Here is a 26,864-nt window from a genome sequence, read left to right as displayed (position 1 = left end):
AGAGGCCAGCTACGGCTTCAAAACCCCGAGATTTGCCCATGAACGCTCCGACCGCCTTCCCCGACCCGGCCAAGCCCGTTCCGCCCTACAAGCACACCCCGCTGTTTCCGCTCGGCAAGGACGAGACGCCCTACAAGAAGATCACGGCCGAGGGCGTCAGGGTCGAGAAGGTCCTGGGCAAGGACATGCTGGTGGTGTCGCGCGAGGCGCTGCGGGCGTTGTCGGAAGCCGCTTTCGGCGACATCAACCATTACCTGCGCCCCGGCCATCTGAAGCAGCTCCGCGCCATCCTGGAGGATGGCGAGGCCAGCCCGAACGACAAATTCGTCGCGCTCGACTTTCTGAAGAACGCCAACATCGCGGCCGGCGGCGTTCTGCCGATGTGCCAGGACACCGGCACCGCCATCATCATGGGCAAGAAGGGCTGCAACGTCATCACCGACGGCGACGACGAGGCGGCGCTGTCGGAAGGCGCGCGCGATGCGTATCTGCGCCGCAATCTGCGCTACTCGCAGGTCGCGCCGCTCTCGATGTACGAGGAGAAGAACACCGCCAACAACATGCCGGCGCAGTGCGAGATCTACGCCGATGGCGATGACGCCTACAAGTTCATGTTCATGGCCAAGGGCGGCGGCAGCGCCAACAAGAGCTTCCTGTTCCAGGCCACGCCCTCGGTGCTGACCAAGGAGCGGCTGCTCGCTTTCCTGAAGGAAAAGATCCTCACGCTCGGCACCGCCGCGTGCCCGCCCTATCACCTCGCCATCGTGATCGGCGGCACCTCGGCCGAGCTCTGCATGAAGACGGTGAAGCTGGCGTCGGCCCGCTATCTCGATGCGCTGCCGACCCACGGCTCGCCCGACGGCAACGCCTTCCGCGACGTCGAGATGGAGCAGGAAATCCACAAGATGACGCAATCGCTCGGCGTCGGCGCACAGTTCGGCGGCAAGTATTTCTGCCACGACGTCCGCGTGATCCGCATGCCGCGTCACGGCGCTTCGCTGCCGATCGGGCTCGGCGTGTCGTGCTCGGCCGATCGCCAGGTGCTCGGCAAGATCACCAAGGACGGCGTCTATCTCGAGGAGCTCGAGCACAATCCGGCGCAGTATCTGCCCGAGGTCGAGCAGGCGCTCGGCGGCGATGTCGTCAAGATCGATCTCAACCAGCCGATGAAGGACATCCTCGCGACGTTCTCGAAGCACCCGATCAAGACCCGGGTCTCGATGTCCGGCACCATGATCGTCGCGCGCGACAGCGCCCATGCCAAGCTGCGCGAGCGGCTGGAGAGGGGCGAGCCGCTGCCGGATTATTTCAAGAACCATCCGGTCTATTACGCCGGACCCGCCAAGACGCCCGAAGGCTACGCCTCCGGCGCGTTCGGTCCGACCACGGCGGGCCGCATGGATTCCTTCGTCGACCAGTTCCAGGCCGCCGGCGGCTCGATGGTGATGGTGGCCAAGGGCAACCGGGCGCCTGCCGTGCGCGAGGCCTGCAAGAAATATGGCGGCTTCTATCTCGGCTCGATCGGCGGCGCGGCGGCGAACCTCGCCGAGCACTGCATCAAGAAGGTCGAGGTGCTCGAATATCCCGAGCTCGGCATGGAAGCGATCTGGCGCATCGAGGTCGTCGATTTCCCCGCCTTCATCATCATCGACGACAAGGGCAACGACTTCTTCAAGGAATTGAATTTGGGCTGAGTTGTCATGGCCGGGCTTGACCCGGCCATCCATCGCGCGTCGGAAGATGGATACGCGGGTCAAGCCCGCGTATGACGAGTTGAGTTATCGGCAAAGTCTCGGTTTGCCCTAGCTGCAATTCGTGACCTGGTTCGAGCACAGCCCGCGCCACCAGCCGCGGACGCCGTCCTGGCTCTCGACCAGACCCCAGAGGCCGCTGCAGGCGAACAGGCGCTTCGGGCCGCCGTCGGTATCGATCGCACCGCCGAGCTCGCGCTGGGCCGGCATCCATTTGGCATCGACGAAGGGCGCCTGGAACAGTCCGCCCATGCGGGTGGCGCCATTGGCATAGGCGGCGCCGACCTTGTTGGAGGCGACCCAGCCGCGCCCGGCATAGGGTTTTGGCGCGCTGCGCGGATATCTCTTCTCGTCCTCGTAGTCCTTGCCCGGCGGCTTGGCGCCTTCGATCAGAAACCAGCCGTTCCTGACGCCGATGATGCGGAATTCGGTGAGCCAGCCGCCGTCGGGCGTGTTCTCGGCGCCGCCCAGCTTCAAGCGATAGGGCGGCGGCAGCGTGCCGAGCACACGCGCCGTCGCCGACGGCTCGGCGCGCACGTTGAGGCCGGCAGGATCCTTGTCGATCGACCAGGCGCCGAGGTCGCAGGGCTCGGTGCCATCGGGCAGCGTCGCCCGCTTGGCCGCAAGCTCGGTGTGCAATTTTGCGAAGTCGGTGTCGTCGTTATCCGGATCAGGCCCGGCGCGCGGCTTCAACTCGGCGGACACTGCGCGCGTCGCATCCGGTGTCAGTGTGACCACGAGGCTTTGACGTGCCGCGAACACGCTGGCGGGTGTCTTCGGATCGTTCGACGCCGCGGGATAGACGGCGAGGTAGCCGGTCGCGCCTTCGGTGCGATAGGCGGTGCCGGCGACATAGCCTGCCGGCACCAGTGCGAGCGCGCTTGCTCGCCACGCCGGTTCGGTGTCATCCGCGCGTGCCGCTTGCGTCGCGACGCACAGCACCGTCGCCGCGATGAGACCAAGCACGCGCATGATGGCCAGCGCGCCTTACGCGCGGGTGCCCGTGAACGGGAAGCTGCCCATCGGGCCGATGCCCATCTCGCCGCTCATGCTGTCGCCGGAGACGGTGCCGATGAATTCGAGCGTCAGCGGCATCGGCTTGTCGATCGAGACCTTCCAGTTGACCGCATCGCCGGAGACGGTGCCGTCGAAAATCTCGGCGGTATTGCCTTCCGCGCCCTGCGTGCCCGTCAGCGTGCCGCCGGCGGCCTTGAGGCTCAGCGTCGCCTGGCGCTCACCCATCGGCGTCGTCATGGTCAGATTCCAGTTGCCGTCTACGGCCATTCCCGTCTCCCGAACAAATCCCGGCGGACCGCGACGATCCGCGGCCAGTCCCGAGCGAGCCTATAGCTCAACTCGCGGCTCCTGACTAACCCTCGAATAGGGCATTGCAGCATGATCCCGAAAAGTGTGCAGCGGTTTTCGGTAAAGATCATGCTCAGACGACGCCTGCAGCGCGATCACGTCGCGCTTCAGGCGCGGGCGGCGGCGCGCCGGCGGCTGGTGACGACGAGCCGGAGCACGACATATTGCACGGCGAAGGCCAGGATCTTACCGCCGCCGGCGACCACCGTGAGGTAGAACGCCCACAGCTTCAAATCGCCTGTGGAGGCGACCACGATCACGCCGGCGCCGATCACAAACATCAGCGCCGCCCAGGCATAGCCCGCAGCCGTGACATATTCCGGAACGGTCTCGACGACGATTGGCGGCATGTAACGCAGCATCCAGCCGCGCTTGAGCATGATCAGACCGATCGCGAAATGCGCGATCGCGGGCTTTGCCAGCATGAAGCGGGGATCATTGGTCAAGAGCGTGACCGTGCCCAGCACGACGACGAGCCCGAGGCTCGCGTAAGTCATGTAGTTGAGCTGCTGGCCCTTGATGCGGGCGTAGACCACTTGTGCGAACGCGCCGGCGATCGCCACCGAAGTCGCCAGGATGACGTTGTCGGTGACGAGATAGACGACCAGGAAGACGATGGCGGAGAAGAGGTCGGAGGCGAGGCGGGCGAATACGTCCTTCATCGTCGATCCTGTTCAGCTTGCGTCGGGTAAGGCGCGGGCGGGCGTACCGTACTTGATCTGACGATACTCGGGATACCATTTTGTGAAGTATATCGCGCTGTTGCGGGCGGCGAAGGCGACCGCAAGGCTCGACCAGAGCGGCAAGCCGGGAACGTAGAGCAGCACGAGATTGCCGGCCGCCATCAGCAACGCGGCCATGGTCCAGGCGCCGGTGATGACGTAGTTGGCGGTGAGAAAGCCGGGAATCGCCGCGGTCTCGGCCGGCACCGCTTCGAGCGCGTATTGCAAGGTGAAGGGACGGCGGACCAGCAGCGAGCCGAGCGAGATGACGAAGATGCCGATATCGATCGAGAGCTTGACCCCGAGCGTTCCGAGCTGCGGGTCGATCAGCGTGAGGTAGAGGCCGATGGAGGCGAACACGATCGCCGAGCCCGTCGCCAGAATCTTCACCGAGCGCCCGCGCAGCACATCGATTGCGACGGTGACGAGGCAGATCGCGGAGGCCACGAACACGCTCATCACGGCCGACGTCACCAGCATCAGCAGGCTGAAAGCGCCGTAGGGCGCGAGGATCAGGAAAATCGCCATTGCCACCCTCGGTCGGGTTTATCTTTACGATGTAAAGATCAATAATTCAGAGGTGTGGTCGGGTCAAGTGAAATCTTTACAGTGTCAAAATGGTGTAGGCAACATGTAGAAGTTGCAATGCGGCAAGGGCTTGGTCGAAAGCCTCGTCGGCCAATTGCGCCAAGTTCAGGCGCGGCAGGAGGGGCAGCCCACAGGCAACCGCGAGGCCGAGGCCCAGCAGGATGCCGCCATTGAAGATGACCTGGCCGCTCCGACGCAGATGGATCACCTCGAGAGTCAGCGCGGCACAGATCAGCGCGAGGATGGCGAGGAGGTCTGCGGTGATCGAGGATATGTGCATGGAGGAGTCCCGTTTCCGCGATGTCATTCCGCGACTGCTATTGCGCATTGACCCAATTGCCGTGAAAGCCGTCGGGCACGCGGTGGCCGAGCTGCACCAGCGCGACGGGGCCGGCCTCGACATCGGTGGCGTTGAAGACGGCGAGATCGCTGCGATTTTCCCACGCCCGCCAGACGACGGCCAGCAGCCAGCCATCGCCCTCAGCCGCATCCTTCGATCTCTCGACGAACACCGGTTCGGAGATGGTGTCGCCGGCGGGCAGCAGATAATGGCCGAGACGCCTGCCGTTGCCGTCGACATGGACGATGCCGGAGAGCGCGCCGAATGTCGGCCGTTTCGGATTGGCGCAGGCGTACCAGCCGTGACGGTTCTTCAGCCCGGCGTGGCGGTCGTCGATGCGCGGGAATTCGCCGGTGAGGTCGTCGAGATAGGTCTGCCGGAAGCGGTCGGTATTGCCCGAGAGATCGAAGGTCCAGCGGCAGTGCCGGGCGCGCGACTTCTCCGGATCGGTCGGCCGGCCGTCGGGATGTGGAAACAGCGGCGCTTCCTCAAACTGCATGACGTCGGCAATGATGCGGTTGTCGTCCTCCCACGCGTTCATGATGTGGAAGACGTAGCAGGCTTCACCGCGGAACCAGACGATGTCCTTTGCGGTGCCGCTGCGCTTCATCACGCCCACATAGGCGCCCTTGTCCGGCTCCCAGGCGTAGGGCGGCCGGCCGCTCATGGCGCGCTCCATGCTGCCTGTGATCGGCAGGATCGGAAACAGCACATGGTTTTCGGTGACGATGAAGTCGTGCACCATGCTGGCATAGGGGGCCTCGAACCGCTCGAAGCGCGTCGCCTTGCCGGAGGCATCGATCGCGCCGTAGGAGAGGGCGGGGGTCAACGGACCTGCCGCGTTGTAGCCGAAGAACACGAGCTCGCCGGTGATGGGGTCGATCTTCGGATGCGCGGTAAAACTGCCGGCGACGCGGCCCTGGTAGTTGTGATAGCCGCGCGTCGCCAGCGTGCCCGGCTCGATCTCGGTCGGCAGATGCGCTTCTTCCAGCGCCAGCAGCTTGCCGGCATGGAAGATGATGTTGGTGTTGGCGACGCCGCCGTCGGTGAGATCGGCGGGCGCATCCGGCAGCTTGCGGCCGAAGCCGCCGAACAGGGCGCGGCCGGCATCGTGCTCGGCCAGCCATTTCGGGGTGCGGACCCAGCGGTTGCGATAGCTGGCGCGGCCGTTTTCGAGGTGGAAGGCGTGCAGCATGCCGTCGCCGACGAACCAATGTGCACCGGGGGAATCGAATTGCGGATTGGGGCCGTTGCGATAGAGCACGCCGTTGAGCTCGCGCGGCAATTCGCCGATGATCTTCAGGAATGGCGCGTCCGCCTCGAACGGGATCGGCGCGATATTGTTGCGGCGCTCGGCGGCGGCATCGTGCTGCACGGCATATCCCTCCCTATCTTTACATCGTAAAGATGAAATAGCGCCGATCGCCGCGTTCGTCAAGCGAAATCTTTACACTGTCAATATTGCGTCATATAGCTTGCGGATGGCAAAGACCGACACCAAGAGCGAAACGGCGCGAAGCGCGCGTTCCATCCGAACAACGAATGCGACTGCGGCATCCCGTCCGGCACGCCGTGCCAAGGGCGCGAAGACCGAGACGCCCTATCATCACGGCGCCTTGCGCGAGGCGCTGCTCCAGGCCGCCGAACGGGTGCTGGAGCGCGAGGGGCTCGCCGGCCTTACTCTGCGCGCGGTGGCGCGCGAGGCGGGCGTCTCGCATGCCGCGCCCACCCATCATTTCGGCGATCTCACCGGCCTGCTCAGCGAGCTCGCCGCCGTCGGCTTCCGCCAGTTCAACGCGGCGATGGCGTCGTCCTCCGATGCCGCCACCACGCCGCTCCAGGCCGCGCTGGCGCGTCCCAAAGCCTATGTCGCCTATGCGCAAGCCCATCCCGGCATGTACGGCATCATGTTCCGTACCGAGCGGCTCGACTATTCCAGGCCCTCGCTGCACGAGGCGGCCGAAGCCTCCTTCGCCGGACTTGCGAATGCGATCGGCGCGATGCGGCAGGAGCGGATCAGCGAAGACGCGCTGACATTGAACCAGGGTGCGGCGATCGCACGCGCCTGGTCGATGGTGCACGGCTTCACCACGCTGCTGCTCGACGGACGGCTCGAGGACATCCTGGGGCGGCTGCCTGAGGGCACGACGGCGGAGCGGCTTCTCGAGGCGATGCTGACGGTGCCGATGGCGGGAAAGCCGCCCGGTCCGTGAGCCGGCCTACGCAACTCTTGCCTCGGTGATGCGTTGACGCCCCATGGCAAAAACACCACGCGCGCCCTGGAAACGCTCGAACCCCCGCAAGCGGGCCGGCAAGGCCGCCAAGCATCTCAGTCCCGCGCAGAAATCGGCGGCGAAAGCGCGCGCCCGGCGCGCCGGCCGCCGCTATCCCAACCTCGTGGACAACATGCGCATGGCAGCGAAGAAGACATCCAAGAAGAAGACGTCCAAGAAGAAGACGTTCAAGAAGAAGACCTCCAAATCGAAGGCGAAGTCGGCGAAAAAATCTGCGAAGAAGAGTCGCAAGCGCAGCGCAAAGAAGACGGCGAAATCCTCACGCAAGGGCAGCGCGTCCGCACGCGAAAAGGATCCGCGCGGCGGCCTGACCGCGGCGGGCCGCAAGGCATTCGCGCGCAAGCAGGGCGCCCATCTGCGGCCTGGCGTCACCAAGCCGGAGGCAGAGATGACGCCGCAGGAGATGCGGCGGAAAGGCAGCTGGGCGGTGCGCTTCTACGGCCGCGCGAAACTGCCGCCGCTGGTCGATGCCAAGGGCCGGCCGACCCGCCACGCATTGTCGGCGCATGCCTGGGGAGAACCGGTGCCGAAGACTGTGGCGGCGGCACGGCGCATCGCTGTCAAGGGCGAGCGGCTGCTGGCGCGCTATCGGCGGACCAAACGCTAGCGCATCGTTGCGAGCTCAACGGCGCGGCCGCGCGCGCCAATGATCTTCACCTCGTCCTTGCCGCACACGAAGCCGCGGGCGGCATCGTCGGCGGCCTTGCGCGCGAGCTCGTTGGCATCCGGATTGGCCATCGCATCGACATAGGCGACATGGCAGACCGGGCCCGGCGGCAGCCGAGTCACGACCAGCATGGCCCTGGTGTTCGGCCGACCCTGCTTGTCGGGATCGTCATTATCGGCGATGTGCCAGCGTTGGATGATCGCGAACGGCTTGGCGCCAATGGAGCGCCATTCGATCGTGGTCTCCGACGAATTGAACGGGCCAAACCACACCTTCGCCGCCGGTTCCTCGGCAGCTTGCCTGCGATTGCGGCCGACCGAGACGATTTCGCGAAGATCGTCCTCGGCGATCAGCACCGTCAGGCCCGCCTTGCCCGGGCATGCCCGCGTCGTGCTGCCGTCGAGCTCGCTGGGCTTGCCGACCTGACGGCAATCCTTTGGCGCCGTCGAGGTGTATGTGCTGCCCACGGATTGGGCGCCGGCGCTGTTCACGCCAATGGCAATCATCAGGACAGCCAGGCGTATGGTGATACGGTTCATCATGGGCTTCATCGCCGGGAACTCCGTCTCATCAGACGTCTTCATTGTGGGCAAGGTTCAAACAGGCGTGGGATGGACCTGACAGCGGCGCGGAATCGTTCTAGAAGAGCGGCTTCGCCTGAGGCCTGTCGCCTCGTTTGCGTTTCTCATTACCCTTGATCATGCCAGCCATCGCTTCCAGCAAATCCTACCGGGTCGGCCGCTCCAAGACCGGACTTGGCCTGTTCGCCACCATGCCGATCAAGAAGGGGACCCGGATCATCCGCTATTTCGGACCGATTCTGGACTCCAAGATTCCCGCGCACGACGAGATCGAGAACAAATACCTGTTCGAGCTCAACGGCCGCTGGACCATCGACGGTTCGGTGCGCAAGAATCTCGCCCGCTACATCAACCATTCCTGCCGGCCCAACGCCGAGTCGGACGTCCGGCCGCGCGAGCGCAAGGTCTTCATCCGCGCCATCAGGAATATCGAGCCGGGCGACGAGATCAATTACGATTACGGCACCGACTATTTCAAAGCCTATCTGAAGCCGATCGGCTGCAAGTGCGAGTCCTGCGAGAAGAAGCGCAAGAAGCAACGCGCCGAGGCACGCGCGGAAGCCGCCAAGGTGAAGGCGCGCGCCACCAAGAAGGTAGCTGCCAAGGGTTCGAAGACCAAGGCCGCCAAAAAGAAGAAGCTGAACGGTCACGCCGTCGCCAAGGCGAACGGCCGAGCGCGGGCGTAGCCGACGCTCTCGTTCCCCGGACGCGGCGCAGCGCCTCTTCGGCGGTGCGCTGCAGAGCCGGTGTCCATGTATCCGCGGGCGACCCGTGTGGCGTGGGTCCCGGCTCTGCGCCGCAACGCCGAAAGCGTCGCAGCGGGTCCGGGACACTAGCGGCCTAACGCCGCCGCCACGCGCGCACTCTTCCGCAACCCCACATATTGCAGCTCGGCAAACACGCCGGTGGCGATGGCCTGCGCCACGACCATCAACCATCCGACCGCGTGACGTACCGCGCGCCACGGAATGTCGGCAGGGGTGCTGCCGGCGGCGAGGCGTCGGGCAAAACACCCAAAACCCGTCAATCCCTCCTGGGAGAAATATATCGCTTTTCCGAATTTCGGATTTGTGGCATAGAGACGCCATCCCGGCCCTGCCAGAGGGGCGCTTCGCGATCGTCACGAGATGCGGGTCGGGGTGCGGTGGACGCGGTAGCGCCGGCGCGATTGCGTGGGGACAGGGGCGGGCGACCGTTGAGTCCCGGCGCGATGCGCATACGACACGGCGCGGTCACAGCGGTTTGGTCGATGGTCCGGGGTGTGCACACCAAGCCCCGGGCGCTGAGGCCAAATCGTCCGCGGACGGAGAAGTCGTGTGGTCCCGACGCCCGCGGTTCTGGCGTCAAGGCTTGCGGTGATGCGGCGGCCCGACCGGGCACGTGCATCAGCCATCCGCAAGGCGACGGGGGCAATAGTGCAACGCTCCCCGAGGAGAGCACGAAGGACACCGTTAAAACCATCCGCGCAGGGAAGGCCGGGCGACCGGCATCACCTGTAGTCCACCCCGTGTGCAGTTTTCTTGTACACGGACTCGGGTGCCGCCGGCGCCCGGCCTTCCCTGCGCCCTTTGGCAACGAAGGGCGCGAACGATCGGGCAAAGCTCGGGCGAAATGCGCCGCGAGAGCGCGGAGATATGTCTGTAATGAAGACGGATGGAGAGCACAAACTGGTGCCGCACACATTCCGTAATTGCGAGCGCAGCGAAGCAATCCAGGATCTTTCCGTGGAGGCAGTCTGGATTGTTTCGCTGCGCTCGCAATGACGATGTGGAAACAGCTGTGTAAAAACTACGGTCTCGTGCCCCGGACGCAGCGCAGCGCTCCTTCAGCGGTGCGCTGCTGAGCCGGGGTCCATGTATCCGCGACCGATCCGTGCGGCATGGGTCCCGGCTCTGCGCAGCAGCGCAGGAGCGCTGCAGCGCGTCCGGGACACAAGATCATCAGGCTGTGACGACACTCCCGCTCTTCCGCAATCCCACATATTGCAGCTCGGCGAACACGCCGGTGGCGATGGCCTGCGCGACGACCATGACCTCGCCGGCGATATTCGGCGACACCGCGCCCGACAACAGCAGCGCGATGCTGCCGACGGTCCAGGCCGCGTTGCCGACCACGACCAGCAGCACGAGCGCCTTCGCCACCGAGGCGCGCGAGGCCAGCCAGCCGACCAGCGCGGCATAGGCGATCAGGAACAGGCCGGTCTCGCGCAGCAGCGCTTCCGGCAGGTTGAACAGTGTCGCGAAAGTGCCGGCGCCGAACGTGAAGCCGAGGGCGGCGCCGCCGCTGAAGACGGCATCGGCAAGCAGCGCGCGGCGCAGGAAGGTGGAAGCGTCGATCATTTGAGGTCTCCTTGGTCAGGGTGGGCTCGGGGTGGAATTCAGCGCAGTCCGCGCCACCAGGCGCGGAGCAGGCGGGCGAGGCGGAACGGACAGAGGCTCCTGCCGACGCCGTGCTCGAAGGCCGTGACCCGTGCAACTACATAGTCGCCGGTCGAATGCAGCAGCGGCTCCGGCATGTTGAGGCTGCGCGCCAGCATCCGCGTTGCGAAGGCCACGACCCAGGGAACAAGGTGGTCAGCGACGGTCCGGTAGAGCAGCAGCGCGATCATGGTCATCTCCTGTCGCCACCGAAGATGCGCCGGCCCGCGGGCCAATTCGATTACCTCGCGGGTAATGGATGGGCCGAAATCCGCATGATAGGTTTTCGGCCATGAACGCACATGCATCCACGGCACAGGCCGACCGCAGCCAGCCGGTTCACATCGGCGACCATTTGCGCGAATGGCGGCAGCGCCGCCGCATGAGCCAGCTTGATCTCGCGGGCGAGGCCGAAATCTCGGCGCGTCACTTGAGCTTCGTCGAGACCGGTCGCGCCGCGCCCTCGCGCGACATGGTGCTGCGGCTCGCCGAACGTCTCGACGTGCCCTTGCGCGAACGCAACGTGCTGCTGGTCGCGGCCGGCTACGCGCCGGCGTTCCAGCAGCGCCCGCTGGAGGATCCCGCCTTGAAATCAGCCCGCCAGGCGATCGACCTCGTGCTCAAAGCGCACGAGCCCAATCCCGCGCTCGCGGTGGACCGGCACTGGAACCTGGTCTCCGCCAACCGCATGGTGGCGCCGCTGCTCGACGGCATTCCGCCACATCTGCTCGGCCAGCCCCTCAACGTGCTCAGGCTGGCCTTTCACCCCGAGGCGCTGGCGCCGCGCACGGTCAATCTCGCGGAATGGTGCGGCCATCTCTTGGAGCGTCTGCACCGGCAATGCGAGGTGACGGCCGATCCCGGGCTGGTCAAGCTCTACACCGACCTCAAGAGCTACCCGATTCCGGCGCGCGCGGGGCCGCTGTCGAGCGACAATGTCGCGATCCCGTTCAAGCTGCGTCACGACGGTGAAATCCTGAGCTTCTTCTCCACCACGATGGTGTTCGGCACGCCCGTCGACATCACACTGTCGGAGCTGGCGCTGGAAACCTTCTTCCCGGCCGACGAGCGCACCGCCGAGCGGCTCAGGCAGATGGCAGCAGCCATGACTTAGCGCCCATCCTTAACGCCCTTGCCTCGGAGCGGGTTCGGCTTATCTTCCGACGAACCCTTATCGCCCGAAGGAGGCGCCTGACATGAGCACGCTGAAACCGCTCCAGATCGACGTCGTCTCCGACGTGGTGTGCCCCTGGTGCTATATCGGCAAGCACCGGATCGAGAGCGCGCTGGCGCTGGTGCCGGACGTCCCGGTTAAGCTCAATTTCCGCCCGTTCTTTCTCAATCCCTGGGTGCCCCGCGAGGGCATCAGCCGCGACGACTATCTCACCCAGAAATTCGGCTCGGTCGAGGCTTACAAGGGCATTGCGGGGCGCGTCGTCGCGGCCGCGAGCGAGGAAGGCCTTCTCTACAAGCCCGAGCTGGTGGCGCGCCAGCCCAACACGACCGACTGCCATCGCTTGATCCTATGGGCGGAAGCGATCGGCAAGGCGCCCGAGATGAAGCAGCGCCTGATGGAGCTGTATTTCCGCGATGGCGGCGATCTCACCGATGTGAATGTGCTGGTGCAGGCGGCGGCCGATATCGGCCTCGATGCCGACGACGTGCGCAAGCGCCTCGCCACCGACGAGGACGTCGCGCGCGTTTCGGCGGACGCGCAGGAGGCCGCCGAGAAGGGCATCTCCGGCGTACCGACCTACGTCTTTGCGCAGAAATACGCCGTTTCCGGCGCGCAGGATCCGAACCTGCTCGCGCGCGCCATCCGCCAGGTCTCGGCGGAGATCAACGCGCAGGCGGCGGAGTAGTTTTCGCTGATTTGCGGAGCCGGCGGACCAGACGTCGCGCAGCCTCATGCGCGGCGTTGCGGCCCAGCAAGGCGCCATGGATGAGCGCCACGACCGGATCGTGCCGCCGCAACGGGATCAGCACGTCGCCGATCGTAAAACGCCCGCGCCAGATCGGGTTGATCATGGGGTGGTCGGCGCTCGCGGTGGAATCCGCGCTGGCGATGGAGGGATCGGCGCAGAGATGGCGGGTCAGCTCGAGGGTGAGCTGCACGCCGGGGGAATATTTCGCAAAGCGCTCGTCGATGCCGAGCTTGAAGAAGAAGGCGCGGTCCTGATGGCGCAGCACGATGCCGGCGGCCACCGGCGTCGTCCCGGCCCGAAGCGTGATGATCTCGCACTGCGCGGTCTCGGCCAGGGCCGGCACGGCGCGGCGAATGAAGGTCGCATCGCCGGCGTGCTGGACCAGCGCGGTGCCGCGCTTGCCCTTCCAGCCGCTGGCTTCGAGCTGCAGGAATGTCTCGAGGGCGGGCCCGATCCCGTCAGGCCGGCGGGCCACGTCGAACGCAACGGGGCCGTGCTCTTCGAGACGATGGCGTTGTCGGCGCAACTCCTTGAGCTTCCTGGCGCCGAGCGCTTCGCGCAGCAGCGTTTCGTCATTTTGCGTCGCATCCAGGCTGGCACGGACGTAGGAGGACAGCACGCGCGGCGTCAGGCCGTCGCGGTCCAGGACCTGCTTCAGTGCATTCATCGCGGCACCGTCGAGCGCGATGTCGTTGAGCACCAGCGCATGCGCGCCGGCCTCGCGGGCCCGTTGCAACAGTTGCGTGGCCGCCTCGATCGGAGCGTCGCGGTCGATCAGCGGGCTGCACAGCGTGCCGTAAGGGTGCGCGCTCACCAGCGCGGGCAGGGGGATCTTCAGGGCGCGCCATAGCGGGATCACCGGCATCAGCCCGATCAGCCGCGACGATGAGCCGTCGAATGCGGGCAAGGCCGAGGCTTCGGTGCGGCCGCGCGCGGTGGCGCTGACGGCGAGCTCCCAGCCGGGCAGGTAATACCCGTTCGGCTCGATCGCCCGCTGCGCGAGTGCGCGCCACTGGCCGGGGTCGATCGCCGTGAGCGGCACGCGCGCCGTCGTGGCATCCGCCGCCGGTGCCGGATGGATCGCTGCCTGCTGCGCGATGTCGACCACGTCCCTCGTCCCCGTTCACGCGGGCCGAGCCCGAGTTCTGTGGGGCATGCTAGCGCATAGGATGGAAAATGCCGTTCGGGCGCCGCGTCAAATTGCGCGAAATTGTTAACGTCGCGTTGACGATGTCGCGGCGGGCTGGTCGGCCGGAGGAGCCCGCTCGGTCTTCACGTTCACCGAGACTTCCATGCCGAGATCGTCCTCGGGTTCTCCCCAATAGGAGCCCCAGAGCGGAATGGCCTGCTGCGGCGTCCGGGCGACGCCGACCCGGATCAGGTCGCGATTGCCGACGATGCCGTTGGTCGGATCGAACTCCACCCAGCCCGAGCCGGGCACGTAGATCGAGCACCAGGCGTGGGTCGAGCCGCCGCCGAGCCGCGCCGGCCCGTCGCGATCGGCGACGTAGACATAGCCGGTGATGAAGCGGGCGGCGAAGCCGAGCGCGCGTGCCGCCTCCATCATCAGCAGCGCGAAGTCGCGGCATGTCCCCTGCTGCAACTCAAGCGTCTCCGCAGGCGTCTGTGTTCCCCGCATCGTCCGGCGCTGGTAGGAGAAGCCTTCGGCAATGGCCTCGTTGAGCGTCATCAACAATTGGCCCGTGGGCCGCCGGCCGTCCGCTGCCACGAACTTGGCCAACCACTCCTCCACGGCGACATCGTCGGGATGATGGCGACGCATATAGGGTTCGAGATCTGGCAACTCGCTGTCCGCATAGGCGAACGGATGCTCGCGGGCGTAGTCCTCGATGCGGAAGTCCGGCGTGTTCTCCGGCGTATGGTCGAGCTCGATAGTGGTGTCGAACTCGAGCCGGTCGCTCACGGTGTCGAAGTCGACCAGCGTGAGGCAATTGCCCGAGACGTCGTGAATCCAGCGGATTTCGGCGGGTTCGGGCCGGATGACGAGCCGGCAGTCCAGCAGGCGCTGGTCGTAGCTGTCGCGTGGCCGGAATAGCAGCTGGTGCTGCCCGAGCTTCACCGGCTGACGATAGCGGTAGATCGTTCTGTGGTGGACGGCGTAGGTTGTCATGTGCTCGCTTCCGGCCCGCGGCCATATGACCCTGCTTTCGTCCCCGGTCCAAGCAGGGATTCGAGGGATACGGCAGAGGAAAGGGGGCGACAGGCACAATTGCCCTTCATTTCAGCAGCGCTGCAGCCGAAGACGCGGAACGAATGCGCCGGGGCAGGTGTTTGCGCTGAGGTCAACGACGACTCCGAGGAGACGATCTTGAAGATTCGCGCCGGCTACGACATTGCGTTCAATTGCCTTCAAGACGTCCCGATGATCCTGATGCTGAGTGTGCATCCGTCGCGGCACGGCGATCTCTTGTCCCCGCACGCCATCCAGACCACGCCCGGTGTTGCCACCAGGGACTACCTCGATGCCTTCGGCAACGTCTGCACCCGCGTGGTCGCGCCAAGCGGTCTGATCGAGATCCGCAACGACTTCGTGATCGCAGATTCCGGCGTTCCCGAGCCGGCGGCGCCGTTCGCAGCTCAGCTTCAGCTTCAGGACCTGCCCGACGACACGCTCGTTTATCTGCTGGGCAGCCGCTATTGCGACACCCAGAAACTGGCGGATCTGGCCTGGTCGACCTTCGGCAAGATTGAAGGCGGCGGTCAGCGCGTGCAGGCGATTTGCGACTATGTCCACGACCGCATCAAATTCGGCTACCAGTTTGCACGCGGTGACCGCACGGCGTCCGAAGGTCATGCCGAGCGCATCGGCGTCTGCCGGGACTTCGCCCATTTGGCCGTGACGTTGTGCCGCTGCATGAACATTCCAGCGCGCTATTGCACCGGCTATCTCGGCGATATCGGGGTGCCTCCCGACCCGGCACCGATGGATTTCAGCGCCTGGTTCGAGGCCTATATCGGTGGTCGATGGTACACGTTCGACGCGCGCCACAACCATCCGCGCATCGGCCGGATCGTCATTGCCCGCGGCCGCGACGCCGCCGACGTCGCGATCTCGACGGCGTTCGGCCAGGCGGAGCTGGTTCGGTTCAACGTCGTGACGGAAGAGGTCGTGCACGACAGTTCGGTCCAGCTCGCGCCTGACATCGTCATGGCCCCGCGCGCGCAGTCGAGGCTGCAACGTCTCATGGCTTGAGACGATTGCTCCGCAGCATCGACTTTCACTCCTTCGGCACGAAATGATCGCGCGCCTCGGCGCGCTCCCCGCTTGCGACATCGGTGATCTCAACTCCGATATCGATCGCGGACTTGGGCACGCGGTCGGGCGAAACCTGCACCGACATCCGGACCTCGCGGGTCTGATCCTGTCCAACAAGGACGATCGTGTTACCGTCTGGTCCCGGTTCGACGCCCGCGACGCGAACCGTGGCGCCTGGCAGGTCCAAGACCTTGAGCGCGAAAGATCGCTCTGCGCCCTTGTTGAGGATGCGCACGGTGTAATCGTTCCGCACGCCGCCATCCGAGAGCTGAACGAACAGCGGATTGCGCTCGTGCAGCACGTTGACGTCCAGGGTCGCGCGCGTGGCGAGAGTGTACAGCATGACGCTGCCGACAATGGCGATCGCGGCCACATAGATCAGCGTGCGCGCGCGCACGATACGATAGATCGGCGGCTTGCCCTCGCGCCGGCGCTGCATGTTGATGTCGGTGTCGTAGCCGATCAGGCCTTGGGGCCGGCCGATCTCGCTCATTACGTTGTCGCAGGCGTCGATGCACAGGCCGCACTGGATGCAGCCGAGCTGGATGCCGTGGCGGATGTCGACGCCGGTCGGGCAGACATTGATGCACTGGTGGCAATCGACGCAATCGCCGGCGAAATCGCCATGGGCACGGGCGGCTTCCGCCTTCTTCACCGACATGCGCGGCTCGCCGCGGTCGCGTCGATAGGTGACGTTGAGCGCCCATTCGTCGGTCAAGGCCGCCTGGATGCGCGGCCACGGGCACATGTAGATGCACATCTGCTCGCGGGCGTGGCCGGCGAAGACATAGGTCGTGGCGGTCAGGATGCCGATCCAGAGATAGGCGATGAACGGGGCCTGGAAGGTGGCGAGCTCCTTCACCAGGGTCGGCGCGTCGTCGAAATACAGCACCCAGGCGCCGCCGGTCCACCAGGCGATCATGACCCAGAGGAAGTGTTTGAGTGCGACCTTCCGGATGTGGTCGAAGCTCCAGTAGCGCTTGTCGCCCTGCATGCGCTCGCGGCGATCGCCCTCGACCCAGCGCTCAACGGCGTAGAACAGATCGGTCCACACCGTCTGCGGGCACAGATAGCCGCACCACAGCCGCCCCGCGACTGCGTTCATCAGGAACAGCATCATGGCCGCGAGGATGAGGAGGCCGGTGAAGTAATACACCTCCTGCGGCCACAGCTCGATGAAGAAGAAATAGAAGCGGCGATGCGGCAGGTCGATCAGCACCGCCTGGTCGGGCAGGCCGGGTCCGCGATTCCAGCGCACAAACGGCAGGAGATAATAAACCCCGAGCGTGACGCACAGGATCGCCCATTTGATGCGGCGGAACCGCCCGTGGACCGATTGCGGATAGACCTTCCTGCGCTTCTCGTAGAGAGGCCCCTCGATGAAGGTGTCGTCGGTCATGGCAAATTCCCCCGCATCACTGACTGCATCTGCGTTGCGTTCAGGAGAACGCGCAGCCGCTGCTCAGGCCCAGCTTCCTGAACACGATCGCCGCCGGGCAGAATCCCGTGAACGAGGCCTGCAACATGTTCAGCCCGGCGAACGCCGTCAGCAGGTACCAATACGCATTCACATAAGTGCCCAGTGCGAGACCGAGCAGGACGACGAACCCCGCAAAGGCGAGGACGGCTTTATCGACATTCATGGCAGGCTCCTTTTGATTGGCGACGTTACGAACGGTTCAGTTTGGCTTCGGTCCAGGCGACGATGCTGCGCGTATCCATCGCGCCGGAATGGCGGGCGATCTCGCGACCCCCATGCATCAACAGCAGCGTCGGAATGCCGCTGATGTTGAGCCGCGACGACAATGCGGGTGCATTGTCTGAATTCAGCTTCAACAGCTGCACGCCGGGTTCGAGCGCCTGCGCCGCGCGCTCGAACATCGGTGCCATGGCGCGGCAGGGTCCGCACCATGGCGCCCAGACGTCGATCAGCACGGGAATGTCGCTGCTGGCGACATGGCGGTCGAAGGCTGCTTCGTCCACCTCGATCGGCTGGCCGGCGAACATCGGCTGGTGACAGGCGCCGCAGCGCGCACCTTGCGGAGCGCGTTCGGCCGGCAGGCGATTGATGCGCCGGCAATGTCCGCAGACGATCTGGCGTGTCGTACTCATGTGCCGGTTCGGACCTCCTTGATCTTGGCGATGTTCAGCCGGTCGAGCAGGAAGCGCTCGTAGAACGGCTCGCTCTCGCCGCGCCGCATCTTGCGCAGGAAGTATTTCTCGAAGGCGACCTTGGCGAAGTGCACCCATTCGCCCTTGGAGGACCAATTGACGTTGCGCGGCGGGATCTGCGGCTGCGCGAGGAAGGCGACGCCGGAATCGCCGAAGTCGGCGAGGCAGATCGCGTTCCAGGTCGGCTGCGCCGTCGGCGCCTTGCCGCGGAGCAGGGCGCCGATGTTCATCGCGGTCGCCGTCACCATGGATTCGATCATGAAGCCGGTCTTGGGGACGCCGACCGGCACCGGTGTCGCGCCGACCGGCGCGATCGCGACGCAGACGCCGACCGCAAACACGTTGGGGAAGGCAGGGTTCTGCTGATGCTTGTCGACGATGACGAAGCCGCGCGGATTGGTCAGCTTCTCGATACCGCGCACCGCCTCGACGCCGCGAAAGGCGGGCAACATCATCGAATAGGCAAAAGGCAGTTCATGGGCCTTGCGGGACGTGCCGTTGTCGGCGAGTTCTTCCACCGTCATCAAGCCGGGGGCGACATTGTCGACGCGGGCGTTGGTGATCCACTTGATGTGCTTCTCGCGCATCTCGCTTTCCAGAAGACCCTTGGTGTCCCCGACGCCGTCGAGACCGAGATGGCCGATATACGGCTCCGAAGTGACGAAGGTCATCGGCACCCGGTCGCGCAACTTGCGCCTGCGCAGCTCTGTCTCCAGGATAAAGAGGAACTCGTAGGCGGGCCCGAAGCAGGAGGCGCCCTGAACGGCGCCGATCACGACCGGGCCGGGGTTCGCCGCGAGTTTTTCGAACGCGTCCTTCGCGTGCGCGGCGTGATCGACGTGGCAGATCGATTGCGTGTGGCCCTGCGGGCCGAGGCCGGGGATCTCGTCGAAGGCGAGTTCGGGACCGGTCGCGACGACCAGATAATCATAGTCGATCGACGAGCCGTCGCCGAGCTCGATACGGTTCTCCTCGGGGTGGACGCGCTTTGCGCCTTGCGTCAGCAGGCGCACCCCCTTGCGCTTCATGACGTTTGCGAGATCGATCTCGATCTCCTCGCGCTTGCGCCAGCCGACGGCCACCCACGGATTCGAGGGCACGAAATGATAGACCGCGCCTTGCGAGACGACGCTGAGGCGATCCTCCTTTCTCAACTGGGGCAGCAATTCATAGGCCATCAGCGTTCCGCTCAGACCGGCACCGATTACGACAATCTCCGCCATGGGTAACCTCCGTTGGATCAGGCCGCTTCACCGGTTCAGGTCCGATCGTCATGCGGCGCTTGACTATATATTCGTATTTGCGTATATACGCAAGTATGAAAATAGATAGCGAAATCATGGAGCGGGCGGCGGACCAGGCGAGCGAGCTGCTCAAGGCGCTCTCGAATCGTCACCGTCTTCTCATCATCTGCCAGCTGATCGACGGCGAGCGGTCGGTCGGCGAGCTGGCCGAGTTCCTGAGCTTGCGGGACTCGACGGTCTCCCAGCATCTTGCGCTCCTTCGCAAGGATGGCCTGGTCGCCTCCAGGCGCGATGCGCAAACGATCTTCTATTCGATCGCCAGCGAGCCGGCGCGCGCAATCCTGAAGACGCTCTATCAGGTGTTTTGCGCGCCGAAGTCCGCAAGGACGAAATGAAGCCTAGGAAATGGCGAGCGGCTGCGCCTTGCGCGAGATCAACACGCCGGCGCCCGATGTCGATGAAATGAAAGGGCACCGCGACGCGGTGTGATGGAACCGATGACGGTAGGGATGTGTCCTTTGCAACATCTGGCGCGCCTGGGGCTTCTGGCTGCGTGGGCGGCAATCGGAGTACCGACGGGATCTGCTGGCGCCGCGGAAACGCTGACCGTCGCGCAACAGCCGGTCACCGACGAGAAGGCGGTCTTCGCGACCGTCGAGAGTATCAGCGTGGTCCCCGCGCGTAGCCGGATCGGCGGCACTGTCGTTCAGCTCAAGGTGCGGGAAGGCGATCGCGTCACCGCCGGTCAAGTCATCGCGGCCATCGGCGATGAGAAGCTGGTCCTGCAGATGAAATCGCTCGACGCGCAGATCGAGGCGCTGCAGGCTCAGGCCAAGCAGGCGCAGCTCGACTTCACCCGGACCGAAGGGCTGGTCGAGCGCGGTATTCTGCCGCGCATCAAGCTCGACGAACAGCGCACGGCGCTCAATGTCGCCGACAACGGCCTGCGCGCCAAGACTGCGGAGCGTGCCGTCATCAACGAGCAGCTCAACCAGGGACAGGTGCTCGCGCCGGCGGACGGGCGCGTGTTGAAGCGGCTGATCACGTTGGGATCCGTCGTGCTCGCCGGCGACCCGATCGTGACGGTCGCCGAGCAGAACTTCAAGCTGCGGCTGCGCGTGCCGGAGCGCCATGCGCGGTTTCTGAAGGCCGGCGACAAGGTCCGCGTCGATGGCGCGGAGCTGGCGGGAGAAGCCTCGAAGCGCGGCGTGATCGACCTCGTCTATCCCCAGATCGAGGAGGGGCGCGTCATTGCGGACGCGACCGTCGAGGGGCTCGGCGAATATTTCGTCGGGGATCGCTTGCGTGTCTGGATCGCCAGCGGCACGCGGCCGGCCTTCGTGATTCCTTCGAGCTGCGTGACGACGCGGTTCGGCATCGACTACGTCCAGCTCCGGAAAGGCAGCGAGACGATCGACGTGCCGGTGCAGCGCGGCCGCGACATGCCGACGCCTTCGCTTCCGGACGGGCTCGAAATCCTCTCGGGTATCCAGGTCGGTGACCAATTGGTGCAGCCGTGAATCTCGGTCTGTCAGGACGGTTGACCCGGTCGACCATCGCATCGCCGCTGACGCCGCTGTTCCTGATCGGGGCACTCGTCGTGGGGCTGATCGCCGTCGTGGTGATCCCGCGCGAGGAGGAGCCGCAGATCAGCGTTCCCATGGTGGACATCCGCGTCAATGCCGACGGCTTGCGCGGGCCGGACGCGGTGGAGCTGGTGAGCAAGCCGCTGGAATCGATCGTCAAGGGCATCGACGGCGTCGAGCATGTCTATAGCCAGACCGAGGACGACCGCGTGATGGTCACCGCGCGCTTCCTGGTCGGCACCAAGTTCGAGGATGCCATCCTCAGGGTGCACGAGAAAATCCGCGCCAATCTCGACCGCATTCCCGTCGGCATTCCCGAGCCGCTGATCGTCGGCCGGGGCATCAACGACGTCGCGGTGACGGTGTTGACGCTGTCGCCGAAGCCGGAGGCCGCCGGCCGCTGGACCGACAAGGACATCTACGAGCTCGCCGACAAGCTGCGATCGGAGCTGATGAAGGTCGACGACATCGGCCTGACCTACATTTCCGGCGGCGCGGCGCAACAGATCCGGGTCGAGCCCGATCCGGAGAAGCTGTCGCTGTTCGGGATCACGCTGCAGCAACTCGTGGCCAAGGTGAAGGACGCCAATCGCTCGTTCCTGGCCGGGCAGGTCCGCGATGCCGGCATCGTGCGGAGCGTCGCGGCGGGGCAGACGCTGTCCGGCATTCCCGACATCGGATTGCTGCTGATCACGAGCCGCGACGGCCGGCCGGTCTACGTCAAGGACGTTGCTTCCGTCGTCGTCGGCCCGAGCACCGTCGAGCATCGCGTCTGGACGGATTCGCGCGATGCCGGCGGGCATTGGGCGAGGACGCCCGCCGTCAGTCTCGCACTGGCCAAGCGGGCCGGTGCCAATGCCGTCGTCGTCTCCGAGAACATCGCCAAGCGCCTCGAGGGCTTGAAGTCGCGCCTGATCCCCGAGGATATCCAGGTGACGGTGACGCGCGACTACGGCGAGACCGCCAACGAGAAGGCCAATGAGCTGCTGTTCCACCTCGGCCTTGCGACCGTCTCGATCGTCATCCTGATCGCGGTCGCGATCGGCTGGCGTGAGGCGCTGGTGACCTTCGTCGTGATTCCCACGACGATCCTGCTGACGATGTTCGCCGCCAATCTGATGGGCTACACCATCAACCGTGTCAGCCTGTTCGCGTTGATCTTCTCCATCGGCATTCTCGTCGACGACGCCATCGTCGTGGTCGAGAACATCGCGCGGCACTGGGGCATGCGCGACGGCAGGCCGCGCCTGCAGGCGACCATCGAGGCGGTGGCGGAGGTCGGCAATCCCACCATCGTCGCGACCTTGACCGTGGTCGCGGCACTGTTACCGATGCTGTTCGTGTCGGGCCTGATGGGCCCGTATATGGCGCCGATCCCGGCCAACGCGTCGGCTGCCATGCTGTTCTCGTTCTTCGTCGCGATGGTGGTCGCGCCCTGGCTGATGCTCAAGCTCGCCCCAAAGGGCGAGGTGGCCTCCGCGCATGCGGCGCATGATGAAGGCCGGCTCGGTCGGCTCTACCGGCGGTTCGCCACGCCGATCGTGCGCAGCAAGCGGTCGGCCTGGATATTCCTGCTCGGCGTCGGCATCGCGACGCTGGCGTCGATGACGCTGTTTGCGACCAAGTCGGTGACGGTCAAGCTGCTGCCGTTCGACAACAAGTCCGAGATCGCCGTGGTCGTCGACCTGCCGGAAGGGGCGAGCCTGGAGGCGACCGAGCGCACGCTGTTCAGCGCGGCCGAGATCGCGCGGCAATTGCCGGAGGTCACCTCGCTGCAATCCTATGCCGGCACGCCGGCGCCGTTCAATTTCAACGGCCTGGTGCGGCATTATTATCTGCGGGAGAGGCCCGAACTCGGCGAAGTGCAGGTCAACCTGGCCGCGCGGGGCGAGCGCAAGCGCGCGAGCCACGAGATCGCGCTGGAGCTGCGCGAGAAGCTGAAGGCGCTCGATACGCCAGCGGGCACCAGCATCAAGGTGGTCGAGGTGCCGCCCGGGCCGCCGGTGCTTTCGACGCTGCTCGCCGAGGTCTACGGTCCCGATGCAGCCACACGCCGTGCGGTCACGGCCGAGCTCAAGAAGGTGTTCGCGGAAGTGCCGTTCATCGTCGACGTCGACGATTCCATCGGCGCCAAGCGGCCCCGGTTACGGCTCTCGATCGACCAGGACCGGCTCGAATTCTTCGGCGTCGAGCAGCGCGATGTCTACGACACCATTCAGGCGCTGTTCGGCGGTATCTCGATTGGCTATTCGCATCGCGGCGAGGACCGCAACCCGATCGAGATCGCGGTGCATCTCGGAAAACGCGATCTGGTCTGGGACGAGGCGCTGGCCTCGACGCCGGTGCCGGCGAACACGTTGCCCGGCAGCAGGACGGTGGTCGAGCTCGGTCAGGTCGTGAAGGCGACGATGGAGCAGGGCTCGCCGACGATCTTCCGCCGCGACGGCCGCTTCGCCGATATGGTGATGGCCGAACTCGCCGGACGCTTCGAGGCGCCGCTCTACGGCATGCTCGCGGTTGCCGACCGCGTGGAGGCCCATGACTGGGGCAGGCTGCCGAAGCCCGCGATCAGCCTGCACGGCCAGCCGACCGACGAGTCGCGTCCGACGCTGCTGTGGGACGGCGAATGGGAGATCACCTGGGTGACCTTCCGCGACATGGGCGCCGCCTTCGGTGCGGCCATCCTCGGCATCTACGTGCTGGTCGTCGCCCAGTTCAGGAGTTTTCGTCTCCCGCTCGTCATCCTTACGCCTATACCGCTGACGCTGATCGGCATCCTGATCGGGCACTGGCTGTTGGGCGCGCCGTTCACCGCGACCTCGATGATCGGCTTCATCGCGCTGGCCGGCATCATCGTGCGCAACTCGATCCTGCTGGTCGATTTCATCCGTCACAGCGGCGCGGACGGCAAGTCGCTGCGCGAGGTGGTGCTGGAAGCCGGCGCGGTCCGCTTCAAGCCAATCCTGCTCACCGCGCTTGCGGCCATGATCGGGGCCGCAACGATCCTGCTCGACCCGATCTTTCAGGGATTGGCGATCTCGCTTCTGTTCGGACTTGCCTCGTCGACCCTGCTCACCGTGCTGGTGATCCCCGCGATCTACATCGCCTTGCGCGCGCCGCGCGAGGCGGCTTCGACCACAGCCAAATCCAGCTCATGAGGATCCAATGGACAAGAACTACGTCGACATCACCAGGAACATCTCGGCCAATCTGAAGAAGCTGCGAAGCGACATTCCCGACACCATGAAGGGATTTTCCGCACTCGCCCAGGCCGCCACGCGGGACGGCGCGTTGGACAAGAAGACCAAGGAGCTGATGGCGCTGGCACTCGGCGTCGCCGCGCATTGCGACGGCTGCATCGGCTTCCACACCGAAGCGCTGGTCAAGCTCGGTGCGACACGCGAAGAGATCGAGGAGACGCTCGGCATGGCCGTCTATATGGGCGGCGGACCGTCGCTGATGTACGCAGCCGATGCGATCGCGGCGTACGATCAGTTCCAGCAGCAGACTGCTTCCAGTTGAGCGGCGCCGTTGGGCGTCTGATGCGAGAAGGACCGGGCGACGATCGTCGTCCGGTCCTTTTGCCTTAGCTCGCTGTTATTACCAGCGGCCGTCGCCGACGCCTACGCCGACGCTGACGCCGGGAGCGCGAATACCGACGCCGGCGCGCGGCCCGTCATCCCAGTCGCGACGATACGTCCGCCGCTCATAGTAGCCATCACGCGGCATGGAGTTGTAGGAATCGCGCACGATCACGCGCGCGCCGCCGCGGGTGCGATAGCAGCGGCCGGCGTCGTCGCAGACAAGCCGAACCTGCTGGACGAGATCCGGATTGGTGTACTCGCTGCTCGTGTAGATATCGGATGCCTTCGCACCCGACGCGGCTGCCAAAGCGCCGACGCCTGCCAAAAGCGCAATCGTAAATGTCTTCATTCTGTCCTCCACCGCAACTGCCCTGTGGGACGACAAGAAGGGGAGGCGGTGATTGTTCCCGGCTGGTTTGCAAGTTTTTCCCGGAGCCCGCTCTTTGCCGCGGCTCCTAAATCGGCTCGTAGGTCTCTGTCCCGCAGATGTCGTCGGCTCCCGCGCGCCGGCGGTCGACCACCTTTCCGCCCGATATCGTCACGATGTAGGTCTGGGCGCCGAGCGAGGTGCCGGTCGCGGAGGTGAGCTCGGCGCGGACGCAGGCGGTCCAGCCCGGTCCGCGCACCTCACGATGCGGCATGGCGACGTGCACGGCGCGCGGATAGGAGGTGGTGAGGAAGACCACGTCGATCTGCTCGCGCACCACGCGCTTGACGTCGGGGGCGGCTTCGGGCGGCGGCTGCTCGGTTTCCTTCATGCGCATGAATTCCGGCACCGGTGCGCGGCTGTCGGCAAAGCCGCAGCCACCGAGCGCAAGCGCTTCGGTGAGCAGCGCCGCATGAGCAATGATCCGCAACATCCGTGAAGGTCCCCTGCGGGCCGACAAATAGGCACGAACGCGAGCGAGCGAAGTGCCCGGCAATCAAATTTTGCTGAAGTACTAGACCCCGCGGCATTTCATATTCCGGAATTGCAGGCTAGGTTTCTACCCCAGACGAAGGGGATTGCCTCAATGAGGATTTTGGTCATAGCGGCTGCGGTGATGGCGCTGGCGATTGCCCCTGCGCAAGCGCAGACCCGGCGGCCCCCCAATGACGCAGGCAAACCGGCGGACAACAAGCCCAAGGTCGACGAGAAAGCCTACAAGGCCGCACTCGAGCGTATTCCCGAGTCCAAGGAGAAGTACGATCCGTGGGGCGGGGCGCGCCCGACAGAACCCGCCAAGAAGCCGAAATAGGGAAGTCGAAATCGGCAAGCCGGCGTCGGCACCGAGTCTTCGGAATTCCGCGCCGGTGATCGCGTGATGTGCTCGCCCGATGCGATGTGGTGAAGGCAGCTTCCAGGCGAGGTGACACCTCGTCGAGGGCCGCCCGACGTCATGCTGTTCTGCTCACCAGTCGGCGACTGATCGACGGTGTCGCCGAGCTTTGCGTCAACCGCACTTGCGGAATCGATGGCAAGGCGCCTGTGATCGGCGAGGTTCGCGAGCCTTGCGCGCTGGTGTCGCCGTCGTCGTATCAGGCAATCATAATCGTGTTGTGGATGCGATGCGAACGTTCGTTCACATCGCGCGCGCTATTGCACGAAGGCGAGGCCGACGCGCTTGTCACTGCGCCAAACTGTGCGACAATTCCGGACGAGATCGTCGTGCGCGATCGATAGCGTGAACGATTGCGGCAATGTGACGGGGGTGTCGAGGTCTATCGCCGCGCCGCCCGCCGACATGTTTCGCACGGTGCAGGGAATACCGCCGTTTTCAAAGGTGATCGTTCCACCCTTGAAAACACGGTGACGCTGCGCTGCACGTTTCTCGATCATCGGCGTCGGTCCATCATGATGGTCGTGAAATAGTGCATAGAAATTACGTTGAACTAAACTCAATACTGGCGCTACTTGCTCGGCGCTTCAGACTTCGTTTACGACGTTGACGCGGAGAATCTTCCCCGCCGACTTTCCCCACACGCTGTTCTTTTATGGCGCTGCGCGCCGATGGAGATACTGATGAAGACCACGCTTTCGCTTCTGCTCGCCGCCGCGTTCTCGCTGTCGTCGATGCCCGCCCACGCCGTCAAGTGGGACCTCTCGACCATGAGCTGCAAGCAGTTCCTCGAGAGCGGCGAGGACAACATCCAGGTCGTGTTGACCTGGATGGACGGCTGGTACAAGGGCGACGAGGACAACGCGATCATCGACACCGACGTGTTCATCGAGAACGCCAAGAAGTTCGGTGCCTATTGCGGAAAGAATCCGACCGCCAGCATCGTCACCGCGGCCGACGAAGTGCTCGGCAAGTAATCTTTGAAGTCACCCGATCTTTGAAGTCGCCTGAATTTTGAAGTCACCTGAATTT

General features: G+C 65.0%; 31 protein-coding genes. 13 read left to right on the top strand and 18 right to left on the bottom strand.

Annotated features, from left to right (window positions below):
- Positions 1-38 precede the first annotated feature (38 nt).
- Positions 39-1,694: a fumarate hydratase gene (locus CIT40_RS22745; RefSeq protein ID WP_094895699.1), complete on the top strand. Its 1,656-nt coding sequence runs from the start codon at positions 39-41 to the stop codon at positions 1,692-1,694.
- A 108-nt stretch (positions 1,695-1,802) separates the two neighbouring features.
- On the opposite strand, the gene CIT40_RS22740 is transcribed toward CIT40_RS22745, so the two are convergent.
- From CIT40_RS22740 to CIT40_RS22715, 6 genes are all read right to left on the bottom strand, one after another.
- The gene (locus CIT40_RS22740) at positions 1,803-2,723 is read right to left on the bottom strand and encodes an SH3 domain-containing protein (protein WP_094895698.1); all 921 of its coding nucleotides are present in this window, start codon (positions 2,721-2,723) and stop codon (positions 1,803-1,805) included.
- A 15-nt stretch (positions 2,724-2,738) separates the two neighbouring features.
- A complete protein-coding gene (locus CIT40_RS22735) occupies positions 2,739-3,035 on the bottom strand; it encodes a hypothetical protein (protein WP_094895697.1) in 297 nt (98 codons plus the stop codon).
- Between the two features lie 188 nt (positions 3,036-3,223).
- Positions 3,224-3,778 carry an inner membrane-spanning protein YciB gene (locus CIT40_RS22730; protein WP_094895696.1) on the bottom strand — a complete coding sequence of 185 codons (555 nt, stop codon included), beginning with the start codon at positions 3,776-3,778 and terminating at the stop codon, positions 3,224-3,226.
- Positions 3,779-3,790: 12 nt separating this feature from the next.
- On the bottom strand, positions 3,791-4,366 hold the full coding sequence (locus tag CIT40_RS22725) for a hypothetical protein (RefSeq protein WP_094895695.1): 576 nt from the start codon (positions 4,364-4,366) through the stop codon (positions 3,791-3,793).
- Between the two features lie 76 nt (positions 4,367-4,442).
- The gene (locus CIT40_RS22720) at positions 4,443-4,706 is read right to left on the bottom strand and encodes a hypothetical protein (RefSeq protein WP_094895783.1); all 264 of its coding nucleotides are present in this window, start codon (positions 4,704-4,706) and stop codon (positions 4,443-4,445) included.
- A 37-nt stretch (positions 4,707-4,743) separates the two neighbouring features.
- Complete coding sequence (locus CIT40_RS22715; protein WP_094895694.1) at positions 4,744-6,141, bottom strand: carotenoid oxygenase family protein; 1,398 nt, start codon at positions 6,139-6,141, stop codon at positions 4,744-4,746.
- A gap of 106 nt (positions 6,142-6,247) precedes the next feature.
- Between CIT40_RS22715 and CIT40_RS22710 the strand changes: the two genes are divergently transcribed.
- Together CIT40_RS22710 and CIT40_RS22705 are read left to right on the top strand one after the other, a co-directional pair.
- Complete coding sequence (locus tag CIT40_RS22710) at positions 6,248-6,979, top strand: TetR/AcrR family transcriptional regulator (RefSeq protein ID WP_094895693.1); 732 nt, start codon at positions 6,248-6,250, stop codon at positions 6,977-6,979.
- A 43-nt stretch (positions 6,980-7,022) separates the two neighbouring features.
- Positions 7,023-7,667 (top strand): DUF6321 domain-containing protein, encoded by a 645-nt coding sequence (locus CIT40_RS22705; protein WP_094895692.1) that lies wholly within the window; start codon positions 7,023-7,025, stop codon positions 7,665-7,667.
- On the opposite strand, the gene CIT40_RS22700 is transcribed toward CIT40_RS22705, so the two are convergent.
- Positions 7,664-8,266 (bottom strand): hypothetical protein, encoded by a 603-nt coding sequence (locus tag CIT40_RS22700; protein ID WP_244612011.1) that lies wholly within the window; start codon positions 8,264-8,266, stop codon positions 7,664-7,666. The genes CIT40_RS22705 and CIT40_RS22700 overlap by 4 nt on opposite strands.
- A 161-nt stretch (positions 8,267-8,427) precedes the next feature.
- On the opposite strand from CIT40_RS22700, the gene CIT40_RS22695 reads away from it, so the two are divergent.
- Entirely contained in the window at positions 8,428-8,994 is a 567-nt protein-coding gene (locus CIT40_RS22695) for an SET domain-containing protein (protein ID WP_094895782.1), read from the top strand.
- 1,254 nt (positions 8,995-10,248) lie between these two features.
- Here the strand turns inward: CIT40_RS22695 and CIT40_RS22690 are convergent.
- Complete coding sequence (locus CIT40_RS22690; RefSeq protein WP_094895690.1) at positions 10,249-10,647, bottom strand: hypothetical protein; 399 nt, start codon at positions 10,645-10,647, stop codon at positions 10,249-10,251.
- Positions 10,648-10,685: 38 nt separating this feature from the next.
- Positions 10,686-10,916, bottom strand: a complete 231-nt coding sequence (locus CIT40_RS22685) for a hypothetical protein (RefSeq protein WP_193550878.1) — start codon at positions 10,914-10,916, stop codon at positions 10,686-10,688.
- Between the two features lie 101 nt (positions 10,917-11,017).
- On the opposite strand from CIT40_RS22685, the gene CIT40_RS22680 reads away from it, so the two are divergent.
- Both CIT40_RS22680 and CIT40_RS22675 read left to right on the top strand, forming a co-directional pair.
- The gene (locus CIT40_RS22680; RefSeq protein WP_094895688.1) at positions 11,018-11,839 is read left to right on the top strand and encodes a helix-turn-helix domain-containing protein; all 822 of its coding nucleotides are present in this window, start codon (positions 11,018-11,020) and stop codon (positions 11,837-11,839) included.
- A gap of 82 nt (positions 11,840-11,921) precedes the next feature.
- Positions 11,922-12,587, top strand: coding sequence for a DsbA family oxidoreductase (locus tag CIT40_RS22675; RefSeq protein WP_094895687.1), 666 nt, complete (start codon positions 11,922-11,924; stop codon positions 12,585-12,587).
- Here CIT40_RS22675 and CIT40_RS22670 read toward each other — a convergent pair.
- Complete coding sequence (locus CIT40_RS22670) at positions 12,565-13,758, bottom strand: GNAT family N-acetyltransferase (protein WP_094895686.1); 1,194 nt, start codon at positions 13,756-13,758, stop codon at positions 12,565-12,567. The genes CIT40_RS22675 and CIT40_RS22670 overlap by 23 nt on opposite strands.
- Before the next feature lie 105 nt (positions 13,759-13,863).
- Complete coding sequence (locus CIT40_RS22665) at positions 13,864-14,781, bottom strand: transglutaminase family protein (protein ID WP_094895685.1); 918 nt, start codon at positions 14,779-14,781, stop codon at positions 13,864-13,866.
- 198 nt (positions 14,782-14,979) lie between these two features.
- Between CIT40_RS22665 and CIT40_RS22660 the strand changes: the two genes are divergently transcribed.
- The gene (locus tag CIT40_RS22660; protein WP_094895684.1) at positions 14,980-15,864 is read left to right on the top strand and encodes a transglutaminase-like domain-containing protein; all 885 of its coding nucleotides are present in this window, start codon (positions 14,980-14,982) and stop codon (positions 15,862-15,864) included.
- Between the two features lie 25 nt (positions 15,865-15,889).
- Here the strand turns inward: CIT40_RS22660 and ccoG are convergent, their stop codons facing one another.
- Genes ccoG through CIT40_RS22640 form a run of 4 tightly spaced genes read right to left on the bottom strand, consistent with a single transcriptional unit; the run spans position 15,890 to position 19,322 of the window.
- On the bottom strand, positions 15,890-17,326 hold the full coding sequence (gene ccoG, locus CIT40_RS22655) for a cytochrome c oxidase accessory protein CcoG (RefSeq protein WP_094895683.1): 1,437 nt from the start codon (positions 17,324-17,326) through the stop codon (positions 15,890-15,892).
- 40 nt (positions 17,327-17,366) lie between these two features.
- A complete protein-coding gene (locus CIT40_RS22650) occupies positions 17,367-17,570 on the bottom strand; it encodes a YgaP family membrane protein (protein WP_028181089.1) in 204 nt (67 codons plus the stop codon).
- A 25-nt stretch (positions 17,571-17,595) separates the two neighbouring features.
- On the bottom strand, positions 17,596-18,039 hold the full coding sequence (gene trxC / locus CIT40_RS22645) for a thioredoxin TrxC (RefSeq protein WP_094895682.1): 444 nt from the start codon (positions 18,037-18,039) through the stop codon (positions 17,596-17,598).
- Entirely contained in the window at positions 18,036-19,322 is a 1,287-nt protein-coding gene (locus tag CIT40_RS22640) for an NAD(P)/FAD-dependent oxidoreductase (RefSeq protein ID WP_094895681.1), read from the bottom strand. The genes trxC and CIT40_RS22640 overlap by 4 nt, the downstream gene beginning before the upstream one ends.
- 116 nt (positions 19,323-19,438) lie before the next feature.
- On the opposite strand from CIT40_RS22640, the gene CIT40_RS22635 reads away from it, so the two are divergent.
- The 4 genes from CIT40_RS22635 (at position 19,439) to CIT40_RS22620 (ending at position 24,451) form a co-directional block, all read left to right on the top strand.
- Positions 19,439-19,738 (top strand): ArsR/SmtB family transcription factor, encoded by a 300-nt coding sequence (locus CIT40_RS22635; RefSeq protein ID WP_414645363.1) that lies wholly within the window; start codon positions 19,439-19,441, stop codon positions 19,736-19,738.
- 114 nt (positions 19,739-19,852) lie between these two features.
- On the top strand, positions 19,853-20,863 hold the full coding sequence (locus CIT40_RS22630; RefSeq protein ID WP_094895781.1) for an efflux RND transporter periplasmic adaptor subunit: 1,011 nt from the start codon (positions 19,853-19,855) through the stop codon (positions 20,861-20,863).
- Entirely contained in the window at positions 20,860-24,087 is a 3,228-nt protein-coding gene (locus CIT40_RS22625) for an efflux RND transporter permease subunit (protein WP_094895679.1), read from the top strand. Before CIT40_RS22630 ends, CIT40_RS22625 begins: the two co-directional genes overlap by 4 nt.
- A gap of 7 nt (positions 24,088-24,094) precedes the next feature.
- On the top strand, positions 24,095-24,451 hold the full coding sequence (locus CIT40_RS22620; RefSeq protein WP_094895678.1) for a carboxymuconolactone decarboxylase family protein: 357 nt from the start codon (positions 24,095-24,097) through the stop codon (positions 24,449-24,451).
- A gap of 78 nt (positions 24,452-24,529) precedes the next feature.
- Here the strand turns inward: CIT40_RS22620 and CIT40_RS22615 are convergent, their stop codons facing one another.
- Together CIT40_RS22615 and CIT40_RS22610 are read right to left on the bottom strand one after the other, a co-directional pair.
- A complete protein-coding gene (locus tag CIT40_RS22615; protein ID WP_094895677.1) occupies positions 24,530-24,862 on the bottom strand; it encodes a hypothetical protein in 333 nt (110 codons plus the stop codon).
- A 106-nt stretch (positions 24,863-24,968) separates the two neighbouring features.
- Positions 24,969-25,373, bottom strand: coding sequence for a hypothetical protein (locus CIT40_RS22610; RefSeq protein ID WP_094895676.1), 405 nt, complete (start codon positions 25,371-25,373; stop codon positions 24,969-24,971).
- A 153-nt stretch (positions 25,374-25,526) separates the two neighbouring features.
- Between CIT40_RS22610 and CIT40_RS22605 the strand changes: the two genes are divergently transcribed.
- The gene (locus CIT40_RS22605; protein WP_094895780.1) at positions 25,527-25,751 is read left to right on the top strand and encodes a hypothetical protein; all 225 of its coding nucleotides are present in this window, start codon (positions 25,527-25,529) and stop codon (positions 25,749-25,751) included.
- 338 nt (positions 25,752-26,089) lie between these two features.
- On the opposite strand, the gene CIT40_RS22600 is transcribed toward CIT40_RS22605, so the two are convergent.
- Positions 26,090-26,332 carry a PilZ domain-containing protein gene (locus CIT40_RS22600; RefSeq protein WP_162307620.1) on the bottom strand — a complete coding sequence of 81 codons (243 nt, stop codon included), beginning with the start codon at positions 26,330-26,332 and terminating at the stop codon, positions 26,090-26,092.
- A gap of 183 nt (positions 26,333-26,515) precedes the next feature.
- Between CIT40_RS22600 and CIT40_RS22595 the strand changes: the two genes are divergently transcribed.
- Complete coding sequence (locus tag CIT40_RS22595) at positions 26,516-26,809, top strand: HdeA family protein (protein ID WP_162307619.1); 294 nt, start codon at positions 26,516-26,518, stop codon at positions 26,807-26,809.
- The last annotated feature ends 55 nt before the right edge of the window (positions 26,810-26,864 follow it).

This window comes from Bradyrhizobium amphicarpaeae (genome assembly GCF_002266435.3).
In the GTDB taxonomy this organism is placed as follows: domain Bacteria; phylum Pseudomonadota; class Alphaproteobacteria; order Rhizobiales; family Xanthobacteraceae; genus Bradyrhizobium; species Bradyrhizobium amphicarpaeae.
This window is presented reverse-complemented; position numbering and strand designations above follow the sequence as displayed.